Source organism: Lacinutrix undariae (genome assembly GCF_052934785.1).
The window spans coordinates 54274-67844 of record NZ_CM128809.1; the positions used below are offsets into that span (position 1 = coordinate 54274).

At 32.6% G+C, this 13571-nt stretch carries 10 protein-coding genes; 5 read left to right on the top strand and 5 right to left on the bottom strand.

All coding sequences use genetic code 11. The annotated features are described in order from the left end of the window. The first annotated feature begins 112 nt into the window (after positions 1 to 112). The 5 genes from ACU4C5_RS00285 to ACU4C5_RS00305 are packed head-to-tail and all read left to right on the top strand — an operon-like array spanning position 113 to position 4994. The gene (locus ACU4C5_RS00285; protein WP_446845046.1) at positions 113 to 1012 is read left to right on the top strand and encodes a MerR family transcriptional regulator; all 900 of its coding nucleotides are present in this window, start codon (positions 113 to 115) and stop codon (positions 1010 to 1012) included. Positions 1013 to 1056: 44 nt separating this feature from the next. Further along, on the top strand, positions 1057 to 2523 hold the full coding sequence (gene crtID / locus ACU4C5_RS00290; protein WP_446845047.1) for a bifunctional phytoene desaturase/3,4-desaturase: 1467 nt from the start codon (positions 1057 to 1059) through the stop codon (positions 2521 to 2523). Between the two features lies 1 nt (position 2524). Beyond that, the gene (locus ACU4C5_RS00295) at positions 2525 to 3364 is read left to right on the top strand and encodes a phytoene/squalene synthase family protein (RefSeq protein WP_446845048.1); all 840 of its coding nucleotides are present in this window, start codon (positions 2525 to 2527) and stop codon (positions 3362 to 3364) included. 8 nt (positions 3365 to 3372) lie between these two features. Then, the gene (locus tag ACU4C5_RS00300; RefSeq protein WP_446845049.1) at positions 3373 to 3822 is read left to right on the top strand and encodes a sterol desaturase family protein; all 450 of its coding nucleotides are present in this window, start codon (positions 3373 to 3375) and stop codon (positions 3820 to 3822) included. Positions 3823 to 3872: 50 nt separating this feature from the next. Next, the gene (locus ACU4C5_RS00305; RefSeq protein ID WP_446846412.1) at positions 3873 to 4994 is read left to right on the top strand and encodes a lycopene cyclase family protein; all 1122 of its coding nucleotides are present in this window, start codon (positions 3873 to 3875) and stop codon (positions 4992 to 4994) included. Here ACU4C5_RS00305 and ACU4C5_RS00310 read toward each other — a convergent pair. From ACU4C5_RS00310 to ACU4C5_RS00330, 5 genes are all read right to left on the bottom strand, one after another. Beyond that, a complete protein-coding gene (locus ACU4C5_RS00310) occupies positions 4980 to 5552 on the bottom strand; it encodes a TlpA family protein disulfide reductase (protein WP_446845050.1) in 573 nt (190 codons plus the stop codon). The genes ACU4C5_RS00305 and ACU4C5_RS00310 overlap by 15 nt on opposite strands. Positions 5553 to 5667: 115 nt before the next feature. Next, positions 5668 to 7029, bottom strand: coding sequence for a spondin domain-containing protein (locus tag ACU4C5_RS00315; RefSeq protein ID WP_446845051.1), 1362 nt, complete (start codon positions 7027 to 7029; stop codon positions 5668 to 5670). Between the two features lie 107 nt (positions 7030 to 7136). Then, positions 7137 to 7808 carry a Crp/Fnr family transcriptional regulator gene (locus tag ACU4C5_RS00320; RefSeq protein WP_446845053.1) on the bottom strand — a complete coding sequence of 224 codons (672 nt, stop codon included), beginning with the start codon at positions 7806 to 7808 and terminating at the stop codon, positions 7137 to 7139. 121 nt (positions 7809 to 7929) lie between these two features. Further along, entirely contained in the window at positions 7930 to 10203 is a 2274-nt protein-coding gene (locus tag ACU4C5_RS00325) for an aconitate hydratase (protein WP_446845054.1), read from the bottom strand. 514 nt (positions 10204 to 10717) lie between these two features. Then, positions 10718 to 13495 (bottom strand): bifunctional aconitate hydratase 2/2-methylisocitrate dehydratase, encoded by a 2778-nt coding sequence (locus ACU4C5_RS00330; RefSeq protein WP_446845055.1) that lies wholly within the window; start codon positions 13493 to 13495, stop codon positions 10718 to 10720. Positions 13496 to 13571 lie beyond the last annotated feature (76 nt).

Here is a 13571-nt window from a genome sequence, read left to right on the forward strand (position 1 = left end):
AAAATACTCAATACCAACTTCCCCCCTATTTCACTTCTTTTATATTTAATTGCACAGCTAAACAGTTATGTCATTTTTTTACCTACTTTTGTTTACTCTTTAGAAGAAAACAATGAACAATATAAAAAGTGAGTTTAGCATAAAAGATCTCGAAAACTTATCGGGCATAAAGGCGCATACCATCAGGATATGGGAAAAACGCTATAATCTTTTTGAACCAAACCGGACTAAAACCAATATTAGATCTTATAGTTTAGAAAGTTTACAGAAACTATTAAACATTGCCCACTTGTATAATGGCGGGATGAAAATTTCTAAAATTGCTCAACTTAATAGCGAAGAGTTTAACGAGCTATTAACAAACCAGCCTAACGTAGAGAATAACAACAGTCATTACATTAATACTTTTAAGCTTGCGGCGCTTAATTTTGATAAAATTTTATTTCTAAATACTTACAATACACTTGAAAAGGATTATAGTTTTTCTGACATTTTTTTCAACATATTTATTCCGCTTATAGGTGATATAGGTTTTTTATGGCAGACCAACACCATTACACCAGCACAAGAGCATTTTATTTCAGAATTAATAAAACAAAAGATTCTAATTAATACTGAAAAACATCAAACCTCAACACCTAAAAACACCAAAACACTCTACGCTTTATTTCTTCCGGATAACGAAATACATGAGTTAGGTTTACAGTTTATTAACTATAAGCTAACAGCTGCAAACAACCATACAATATACTTGGGCCCAAGTGTTCCTGTAAGTAGCTTAAAAGGGCTAGAAAAGCACTATAAAAACATTACCTATATTTCTTATTTTACCGTAAAACCTGAAACAGACAAAATAAATAGCTATCTTATAAATTTTTATGATAACTTACTTAAAAATAACGATAATCAATTATGGGTTTTAGGTAAACTAGCCGAAAACATTAACACAGATGGACTTCCAAAAGCCATTTCAGTAATAAAATCAATAGACGAATTAGTTAAAAAAATGTAAAAACCTACTTTTTGTTTAACTTTTAAGTATATTTGTTAAACAAAATGAGAAAAAAAATAACAATCATAGGATCAGGGTTTTCTGCTTTATCAGCAGCTTGTTATCTGGCAAAGAACGGTAATGATGTTACTATATTTGAAAAAAACAAAACTATAGGTGGTAGAGCTAGACAACTAAAAAAGGACGGCTTTACTTTTGATATTGGCCCAACTTGGTACTGGATGCCAGATGTGTTTGAACGCTTTTTTGCTGATTTCAATACACAGCCTAGTGACTTTTATACACTAGAAAAACTAAACCCTGCATATAGTGTATATTTTGGTGAAAACGATTTTATAACCATTGAAGATACTCTTGAAAAAATATGTATTGCCTTTGAACAAGAAGAGGTAGGAAGTTCAATAAAACTAAAAAAATTTATTGATAACGCACAAAGCAACTACAGCATTGCTATTAAAGATTTAGTATACAGACCTGGGGTTTCTCCTATAGAATTAATTACTCCAAAAACTGTATTTAAACTCAATCAATTTTTTAGCACCATAAAAAAAGATGTTAGAAAAGAGTTTAAAAATGATAGATTAGTAAAAATATTAGAATTTCCGGTGCTCTTTTTAGGCGCAAAACCAAGCAATACGCCTTCTTTTTATAATTTCATGAATTATGCCGATTTTGGAATAGGCACATTTCATCCAAAAGGAGGTATGTACAAAGTTATTGAAGCAATGGAAACCTTAGCAAAAAGCTTAGGCGTGAAATTTGAAATGAAAAGTCCGGTTGATAAAATTATTATTCAAGATAAAACTGCAGCAGGTATCATTTCAAAAGGAATTACACACTATAGTGATATTGTTTTAAGTGGTGCAGATTACCACCATACCGAAACATTAGTTGAGGAAAAACACCGCCAATATTCCGAAGCGTATTGGGAGAAAAAAACATTTGCTCCGTCTTCTTTATTGTTTTATATTGGGTTTGATAAAAAATTAAAAAATGTAAATCACCATACGTTATTTTTTGATGTAGATTTTGATGCACATGCAAAAGCAATTTACGACACCTCTGAATGGCCAGAAAACCCACTATTTTATGCGAGTTTTCCTTCAAAAACAGATGATGCTTTTGCGCCTCAAGGTAAAGAAGCTGGAATATTTTTAATTCCGTTAGCACCCGGATTAGAAGATACGCCAGAATTAAGAGCTAAATATTTTGAAAAAATCATTGATCGTTTTGAGCATTTAACTTCTCAATCTGTAAAAGATGATATTCTTTTTAAAGAATCTTATTGTGTAAATGATTTTATTTCAGATTATAATTCCTACAAAGGAAATGCCTACGGAATGGCAAACACATTATTACAAACCGCTTTTTTAAGACCAAAACTGAAAAGCAAAAAAGTGAATAATTTATTTTTTACAGGACAGCTAACCGTTCCTGGACCAGGAGTTCCGCCTTCATTAATTTCAGGAAAACTGGTTGCCGGCTTAATTGATAACAAATTCCCTAACTAATATGAAGTCAATTTTTGATACCGTTTCGCATGAATGTAGTAAAATAACTACAACATCTTACAGTACATCTTTCTCTTTAGCTACAAAAATGCTTGCTGAATCTATACGTCAGGATATATACAACATATATGGTTTTGTAAGATTTGCTGATGAAATTGTAGATTCGTTTCACGATTACGATAAAGCGACTTTATTTGATAAATTTGAAGAAGATTTAGAGTTTGCATTAACGCACAAAATTAGTTTAAACCCCATATTAAACTCTTTTCAGGAAACCTATCATAAACATGGTATTGAAAAACATCTTGTTGATGCTTTTATGAATAGTATGCGATTAGATTTACATAAGAATACTTACACTACTCAAAAAGATTTTGAAAATTATATTTATGGATCTGCTGATGTTGTGGGTTTAATGTGCTTAAAAGTTTTTGTAAAAGGAGACGCAGATCGCTATGAATATTTAAAACAGAATGCAATGCATTTGGGATCTGCCTTTCAGAAAGTGAACTTTTTAAGAGATTTAAAAGCAGATTTTGAAGACTTAAACCGTACTTATTTTCCTAATATAGATTTACAAAATTTAAACGAAGAAAGTAAACAAGCCATTATTGATGATATTGATGCCGATTTTAAAAAAGGTTTACAAGGAATTAAAGAACTTCCTATTGAAGCAAAATTTGGAGTTTTTATGGCGTATAGGTATTATAAACAACTATTAATTAAGTTAAAAAAAACACCAGCGTTAGAAATTAAATCGACAAGAATTAGAGTTTCTAATCACAAAAAAATAGAGTTATTAACTCGCAGTTATATCAAATATCAACTTAATTTAATGTAATTTTAAATATGAAAATTTTACTTTGGGCACTCGTTTTTTTAAGCGTTTTTTCTTTTATGGAATTTATGGCATGGTTTACGCACAAGTATATTATGCACGGGTTTTTATGGAATTTGCATAGAGATCATCATAAAAAAGATCACAAAAGTTGGTTTGAACGTAATGATGCTTTTTTTATTTTTTACGCCATAGTAAGCATGTCTTGCTTTTACTTATGGAATTATCAAGATATTTGGTATTGCCTACCTATTGCTTTAGGAATTATGGCTTACGGTGCTACGTATTTTATGGTACATGATATTTTTATACATCAACGGTTTAAACTTTTTAGAACCGCAAATAACAGATATGCAAAAGGATTAAGACGTGCCCACAAAATGCATCATAAACATATTGGCAAACAAGATGGCGAATGTTTTGGAATGTTAATAGTACCATTTAAATATTTTAAAAAATAAACACTATCCTTACACATACACAAGATACAAGTCATTTTGATTATATTATTATAGGGAATGGTTTGGCAGGTTTAAAACTAGCCTTACGCTTATCTGAAGACCCTTTTTTTAAAACAAAAACTATAGCACTTATTGATTCATCTGATAAAAAGATGAATGATAAAACGTGGAGTTTTTGGGAAAAAGGTGCTGGTAAATGGGATCACCTACTACTACAATCTTGGGAAACTGCACTTTTTAAATCTCATAAAGTAGCACTAAATATCCCATTAAAACCTTACACTTACAAAAACATACGCTCATTAGATTTTTATTCTTGGGCCATAAATACGCTTAAAAAAAATTCTAATATCAGCTTTATAATTGATACTATAAAGTCGGTAAGTGAAAGTAGCACACCTTTAGTTTCTGGTTATAAAAACACTTACGCAGCCTCTCATGTTTTTGATAGTAGAATCACTTCAGATTATAATTCTACAAAAGAAAAGCACACGCTTATCCAGCAGCATTTTAGAGGTCACGTTATTGAAACCAAACAACCTTGTTTTAAAGTTGATGCTTTTACAATAATGGATTTTGAATTTCAGCACGAAAACACTACAAGCTTCATGTACGTACTTCCTTATTCTGAATATCATGCGTTAATTGAATTCACTTTTTTCTCTTCGGAAACCGTAGCAAATAAGATCTATAATGATGCTATAAAAAAGTATATTAAATTGAATTATAAAATCAATGATTATTCAATTATCGAAACAGAATGTGGCAATATACCTATGACAGATTATCCTTTCTGGAAGGATAACACCAACCATATTACCAAAATAGGAACTGCCGGTGGTTGGGTAAAACCCTCTAGTGGTTATGCCTTTAAACTTACTGAAAAATATGTGGATAAAATTATTGATAACCTAAAAAATAATAGATTACCTTCTTACAATTTATATAATAAGAAATTTAGATTTTATGACACCATTTTCTTAAATGTCTTAAAGCATAATAATGAAAAAGGACCTTGGATTTTTGAACGTTATTATTCAAAAAACAGCATAAAAAATATGTTTGAATTTCTAGATGAAGACTCAAACATATTTCAAGATTTAGCGATTATTATATCACTGTTTTCTACAACGTTTATAAAAGCTTTATTTAGAGTTTTATTCCGACGCTAAAAGTTGGTCTAATAATGTTCTTACATCACTACCGTTCCAGTTTGCAGCACCCGTTTTATCAACAACAACTTCTCCTTTTTTATTCAAGATAAAAGTTCTTGGAATTGAGCTCACATTAAATGTTTTTGGAGCTTCAGATATTGGGCTGTACACTTTAAAAGTAAAGTCTTTTTTATTTATAAATTCCGAAATGACTTCTGGAGCTTCATTAGATATAAAAAGAAATTCTACCTTACCATTATAATCGTCATATAATTTTTGAAAATCGGGCATTTCAGCAATACATGGCGGACACCAAGTGGCCCAAAAATTAATAACTACAACTTTATCTTCTACAGAATTAAATTTAAATACATCACCAGATATATCTTGTAAATCCCAATCATAAGTTGCTACAATCTCACGATCTGACGCTTCAATAACTGATGGATTAACCACATAAGTCATCGCTTTATTAAAGAACACTTGTATAGGCGTTCTGGTTTGCGGAATAAGCAGTAATAAGATAAATACTACAAATATGATATTATAAATTTTACTTTTTTTTGATTTAGCCATAGTTACGTGTGTTTATAAAAGATAAAAGTGCATTATCTTAGACGATAATGCACTTCAAATCTAACAACAAAACTCTTAATTTTTTAAAAATTTTATTGTTTATATAATTTACAACTTAGTTCGCCGTAATAGTTACTCTAATCACTGAATTCACTGAAGGGTAAGTAAACCCATCATTAACATCACTTAAAAGTTGTACTAAACCGTTTTCATCCACTCCGGTATCAGCACCAGTTTGGTTAGTTACAGTATTTGGTCCTATTGCAGGTTCTTCATTTAATTCTGTACCAGCATCCCAAAAGTAAATACTACTTGTTACATCTCCGCTTACTGCGTTTCCACTAGCGTCAAAAAGAGCAATTCCTTCATCAGATGTTCCAATAAACACATCGTTTGTTGCTGCTAACATATTAGCAAAAGATAAATTATCTCCTACTTGAGCATCAAAAGTAAATTGGTAAGATGATCCTGGTAAAATTGGTCCTGGATTACTACTCCCTACTGGAGTATTCATAATTGCACCATCGGTTACTCCTGTTAAATTAAAGATATTAGCACCTAAAACTGCTACATTTCCATCTTCAGCGATAGCTTCAATTCCGTCACCGTAATCTGCTATACCTTGTGTAAATAAAGGGTTAGTTCCTTGAGTACTTACTACCCAAACTCCTGGAGATGCAGGGTAAGTTACACCTGTATTTGCTGCAGTATATGCTGCTAAATTAGTTACACTTCCATCTTCTGCAATGTTTTCAATACCTTGTCCTAAGTCTGGTTCTCCTGCTGTAAATAAAGGATTGTTTCCTCCGTGAACAACATAAACACCTGGAGAAAGTGGCGCTACTCTAGATCCCATACTTGTCATTAATTCTGCTCCAACTAAGTCTTCAATACTAATTAAGAAGCGAGTTCCAGACATGTATGTTACAGATACATTGATAATTTCGTTAACCGCAGGGAAATCAAAAGCTTCTCCGTTAGTAACGTTACTCATTAATAATACATTTCCATTTTCATCAACACCTGTATTTGGTCCAGATTGGTTAGTTACTGTATTTGGTCCTACAGATGGCTCTTCATTGACTTCTGTTCCGGCATCCCAAAGGTAAACCTGATCTGTAACATCTCCTGTAATTGGATTTCCGTTATCGTCATATAAAGCAATACCATCATTTCCTGGTCCAAAAAACGCATCATTTGTTGCAGCTAACATGGTTACAAAAGATACACTCTGATTTCTTCCTGCGTCAACCATAAATTCATAACGCTTTCCTGGTGTTGCAGGTCCTGGGCTAGCATCTCCAAAAGGGGTGTTAAAAACTCCAGATTTTAAAAACGAATTTAACGGTGCTATATTTTCAATAGTTACTGTAAACGATCCGTCTGGTGTAAGATTTGATGAGTTATTATCATCGTCATTTGAGCATGATACTCCAACTAGCCCTAATAAGGCTGCTCCTAAGATTAACTTTTTCATAATTTTATGCTTTTAAATAGTGTTATTAATATTTCCTGATACAAAATTATCTTATATCCAGAAGCTTTTTTGTTAGCTACCTAACACAAATGAAAAAAGTTGAAAAATTATGCAGTTTTTTTTATAATTCTGATCTCTTTTTTATAAAAATCGAGGTAATTCTCATCCTTAAGTTCGTTTAGAAGAATGTTTAATGTAGGTCTTGAAGTTCCTATTAATGATGCAATATCACTTTGTGTGTAGTGGTGACAGATAATTTTATCGCCAGTTTCTGGACAATCACGTCCTGTATCTTGGCATAATTCTGCTAGGAACTCTTTTAATCTAGTTTTTGAATCTTTAAATAATAATAACTGTAAACGTCTTTCTAGTTTTTTGAATTTAAAACCAATAAACTTATAGACTTTAAAACTGAAGGATTGATTATCTCGCATTAAATCGTACATGGTTTCTACACCAATTGGGCAAATAGAAGTTGTATTATCTAATGATTGGGCAAACTCATCTCGTTTTGCCTCTCCAAGTATTGCTTTTTCACCAAAAAGTTCTCCTTTTGATAGAATTGCTTTTACAATCTCCTCACCATCTTCACTATAATAGCCTATTTTGACTTTTCCTTTTTCTATTAAAAAGATTTTATTAGAAGAATCCTCTTCAAAATAGATGTAGTCTTTCTTTTTATATCCTAAAAACTTATGCTCTTTTTTAAACGTTTTAAATTTATGTGGACATAACATTTTAAATAAATTTACGTCATCAAAAAACCAAAGTGCACTCATAATATTTAGGATCTAATTAATATACTTAAATAGTCGTGAGTTTGTTGTTACACTTACGTTTGAAGCAAAAAAAAGCCTCTGAATAATCAGAAGCTTTTTCAATATATAAATTTTAAAAAAATTATGCAGAAGCATTTTCTTTTTTAATTAAGTTTAAGGCAGAACCTTCATTATACCAATCAATTTGCGGTTGGTTATAAGTATGATCTAACATAACGATATCTTTTGATCCATCTGCATGAACAACTTCTAAGGTTAATTGTTTGTCTGGTGCAAATACATTTAAATCAGTAAAGTTAAACGTGTCATCTTCAAGAATTAAATCGTAATCATTTTCATTAGCAAACGTTAATCCTAACATCCCTTGTTTTTTAAGATTCGTTTCGTGGATACGTGCAAAAGATTTTACAATTACCGCTGCAACACCTAAATGTCTTGGCTCCATTGCTGCATGTTCACGAGAAGATCCTTCTCCATAATTATGATCACCAACAACAATAGTTTTAATTCCAGCAGCTTTATAAGCTCTTGCTGTATCGGGTACACCTGCAAATTCTCCTGTTAATTGATTTTTAACAAAGTTGGTTTTCTTTCCAAATGCATTAACAGCACCAATTAAACAGTTGTTTGAAATATTATCTAAATGTCCACGGAAGCGCAACCAAGGTCCAGCCATAGAAATATGATCGGTTGTACATTTACCAAAGGCTTTAATTAATAATTTAGCGCCTTCTATTTTATTACCTAATGGCTTAAAAGGTGTTAGGATTTGTAAACGTTCTGAAGTTGGACTTACAGAGATTTCTACTTTACTTCCATCTTTTAAAGGATCTACATAACCAGCATCTTCCACAGCAAAACCTTTAGGTGGTAATTCCCATCCTGTTGGTTCTTCAAACATGACTTCTTCTCCATTTTCATTAATTAACGAATCGGTTAAAGGATTAAAATCTAAACGACCTGCAATAGCAATGGCTGCTGTAATTTCTGGTGATGCTACAAAGGCGTGCGTATTTGGGTTACCATCGGCACGTTTAGCAAAGTTTCTATTAAAAGAATGTACAATACTATTTTTTGGTGCGTTTTTAGGATCGCTATATCTTGCCCATTGTCCAATACATGGTCCGCAAGCATTGGTAAATATTTTAGCATCTAATTTTTCAAAGATTCCTAAAATACCATCTCTATCTGCAGTATAACGTACTTGCTCTGATCCTGGATTAATCCCTAATTCAGCTTTCATTTTAAGCCCTTTATCTAGTGCTTGTTGTGCAATTGATGATGCTCTTGATAAATCTTCGTAAGATGAATTAGTACAAGATCCTATTAAACCCCATTCTACTTGTAATGGCCATTCATTAGTTTTTGCAGCTTCACCCATATCCTTACCAACTTTTGTTGATAAATCTGGTGTAAAAGGTCCGTTTAATAATGGTCCTAATTCTGATAAGTTAATTTCAATAACTTGGTCAAAATATTGCTCTGGATTTGCATATACTTCTGCGTCTCCTGTTAAATATTCTTTTACTTTATTGGCTTCATCAGCAACATCTGCTCTATCTGTAGCACGTAAATAACGCTCCATAGAATCATCATAACCAAAAGTAGACGTAGTTGCACCAATTTCGGCCCCCATATTACAAATAGTTCCTTTTCCTGTACATGACATTGAGGTTGCTCCTGGTCCAAAATATTCTACAATAGCGCCTGTTCCTCCTTTTGCAGAAACAATACCAGCTACTTTTAAAATTACATCTTTTGGTGCCGTCCAACCAGAAAGTTTTCCGGTTAGCTTCACGCCTATTAACTTCGGAAATTTAAGTTCCCAAGCCATACCCGCCATAACATCTACAGCATCAGCTCCACCAACTCCAATAGCTACCATTCCTAATCCACCTGCATTAACGGTGTGCGAATCTGTACCAATCATCATTCCTCCAGGAAAGGCATAATTTTCTAAAACTACTTGGTGAATAATTCCCGCTCCTGGTTTCCAAAAACCAATACCGTACTTATTAGACACGGAAGCTAAAAAATCAAACACTTCACTACTTACAGAGTTTGCGTGTTTTAAATCGCTTGTAGCTCCATCTTTTGCTTGTATAAGGTGATCACAATGCACCGTAGTTGGTACGGCTACTTTTGGCTTTCCTGCTTGCATAAATTGCAATAGGGCCATTTGAGCAGTTGCATCTTGACAAGCAATACGATCTGGGGCAAAATCAACATAATCTTTACCTCTTGTAAATGCCTTTGTAGGACTTCCATCCCAAAGGTGGTTGTACAAAATTTTCTCAGAAAGTGTTAATGGTTTACCAACAACTTCACGTGCAGTATCTACTCGTTCTGCCATTTGTGCATAAACCTTTTTGATCATATCAATGTCGAATGCCATAGTATTATTTTTTTTAGTTAATTGTACTAATATACAAAATACTGAAGGATTTTAAAAGAGACACGCATATGTATAAATTGATAATGGTATAGTTTTTTTCAATAGTAAAAACAGAAAGACTTTAATTTTCTATATATAGAAATTATATTGATTGAATAGTAGCGTGTAGAAAATTATTCTCTAAGCAATTCATTCTGGATTAACTGAAGCTACACATCTTGATAATGAATATATAAAATGATTAGCGTTTTTGAATATTTACGTTAGGGATTGTAGCGGCATCCTTTTTTTATAATAAGAAAGATTAAATTAAGGCTGAAGACTTATCCAATAATTATCAAGTTTTTTACTTTCTCTATAATACTAAAAAAAGATATAGCAGAAAGCCCGACCCTTGTGGTAACGCCCAAATGATTGATAGAATTTTTCATAGTTAATAACCACAATAAATGACATTAAAATAAAAAAGCCTGAATCTTACGATTCAGGCTTTTTATTATATATAGAAATTATATTATCTAACTAATTGCTTAGTAGAAGGTTTGAATTTTGTTAAAACAATACCGTCAACCGCAGCTTCATATTCAGCTAAAGTTGGCGTTCTACCTAAAATTGTAGATAGTACTACAACTGGCGTAGAAGATAATAATGATTCTCCTTTTTTCTCACCATCATCTTTTACAACTCTTCCTTGGAATAATCGTGTAGATGTTGCCATTACTGTATCTCCTGGTTCTGCTTTTTCTTGGTTACCCATACATAAGTTACAACCTGGACGCTCTAAATACAACATGTTTTCATACTTTGTACGTGCTAATCCTTTTGGTGCGCTATCATCGAATTCGAACCCAGAATATTTTACTAAAACATCCCAATCTCCTTCTGCTTTTAATTCATCAACAATATTATAGGTTGGTGGTGCAACTACTAAAGGCGCCTTAAATTCAACTTTACCATATTGAGCTTCCACGTTCTTTAACATTTGAGCTAATATTTTCATATCACCTTTGTGAACCATACAAGATCCTACGAAACCTAAATCTACTTTTTTGGTTCCTCCGTAGTAAGATAATGGTCTAATATTATCGTGCGTATAACGTTTAGAAACGTCATCATTATTTACATCTGGATCAGCAATCATTGGTTCTGCGATTTCATCTAAATCGATCACAACTTCTGCATGATACTTAGCATTTGCATCTGGTCTTAAAGAAGGTTTAATACCTGTTTTAAGTTCTACAATTCTATTTTCTGCTTTTTCTACTAAACCTTTAAGAACTTGACCTGCATTGTCCATTCCTTTATCAATCATGATTTGGATACGACCTTTTGCAATCTCTAAAGATTCAATTAAAGTATCATCTTCAGAAATACAGATAGACGCTTTTGCTTTCATCTCTGCAGTCCAATCTGTAAATGTAAATGCTTCATCTGAAGTCAATGTACCAATATGAACCTCAATGATTCTTCCTTGGAATACGTTTTCTCCACCAAATTGCTTTAACATTTGAGATTGTGTAGCGTGTACTACATCACGGAAATCCATATAAGATTTCATTTGTCCTTTAAAAGTAACTTTTACTGATTCTGGGATTGGCATTGAAGCCTCACCTGTAGCTAATGCTAAAGCAACCGTTCCTGAATCTGCTCCAAAAGCAACACCTTTAGACATACGTGTGTGAGAATCTCCACCAATAATAATATCCCAATCTCCTACTGTTAGATCGTTTAATACTTTATGGATAACATCTGTCATTGGGAAATATTTCCCTTTAGGATCACGACCAGTAATTAAACCGAAGTCGTTCATAAACTTCATTAACCTTGGTATGTTTGCTTTCGATTTATCATCCCAAACTGAAGCTGTATGACAACCAGATTGGTAAGCTCCATCTACAATTGGAGAAATCACTGTAGCAGCCATCATTTCTAATTCTTGAGAAGTCATTAAACCTGTAGTATCTTGAGAACCTACAATGTTTACTTCTACACGAACATCTGAACCTGCGTGTAAAACTGCACCTGGAGTGGTACCAACCGCATTTTTATTGAATATTTTTTCAACAGCAGTTAATCCTTGTCCTTCAATAGTAACTTCTTTTGATGGTGCATATACTGGCACAACATCAATACCTAATACTTTAGAAGCAAAAGTTTGTAATTTTTTACCGAAAACAACAGCATAAGAACCACCTGCTTTCATAAACTCCATTTTTTGTGGTGTAAATGCTGCAGAAATATCTTTTAACTCTTTATCTCCATTATATAATTTTTTCTCTTTTGTATTAATAGTAAGTACTGTACCTGTTGCTACAGAATATTCTTCTTTTAATACTGGATCTCCGTTTTCATCACGAATCGTGTTTCCTTCCGCATCTTTTTGTTGTACCCAGTTTTTAAGATCTAAACCAATACCACCTGTTACACCAACAGTTGTTAAGAAAATAGGAGAAATTCCGTTTGTACCAGCAATTACCGGAGCAATATTAATAAAAGGTACATAAGGACTCGATTTAATACCTGTCCATAATGCTACGTTGTTTACACCAGACATTCTTGATGATCCAACTCCCATTGTTCCTTTTTCAGCAATTAACATCACTCTTTTATCAGGATGTTGTGCTTGTACTGCTTTTAATTCGGCTTGTTGTTCTTTATTATGTTCAAATAAACACTGACCGTGTAATTCTCTATCTGAACGTGAGTGTGCATCACCACCTGGAGATAATAAATCTGTTGAGATATCACCAACTCCTGCGATAAATGTTACCACATCTATTTTTTCATCTATTTCTGGAAGCTTAGTAAAAAACTCTGCTTTTGCATAACTTTCAATTAGTTCTTTAGCAATAGCGTTTCCTGCTTTAAAAGCATCTTCTAAACGAGCTGTATCTGCTTCGTAAAGGAATACTTGCGTTTTAAGAACTTCTGCAGCTTGTTTTGCTAAAGCTTCATCATTTCCTAAAGCTAAATCTAACAATACCTTTACTGAAGGTCCACCCTTCATGTGAGATAATTGTTCTAGAGCGAAAGCCGGAGTAATTTCTTTTACAACAGATTCACCTAAAATGATTTCTTTTAAAAATTTTGCTTTTACCGCTGCAGCACTTGTCGTACCCGGCAACACATTATAGATAAAAAAGTTAAGAGAATCTTCTCTATACTCGTTATCTAAATCTTTAATTTGAGTAATGATTGCGCTTAATAATTCGGCACCATCAATTGGTTTTGGATGAAGGTCTTGTAGTTTACGATCTTCAATCTCCTTAATGTAATCTTTATAAATGCTCATATAAATAGAATAATTCTTTTTCAATCTTAGTTAAATGCAATTTTATATTCTGAAATTATTAAAGCTTGTTTAATAA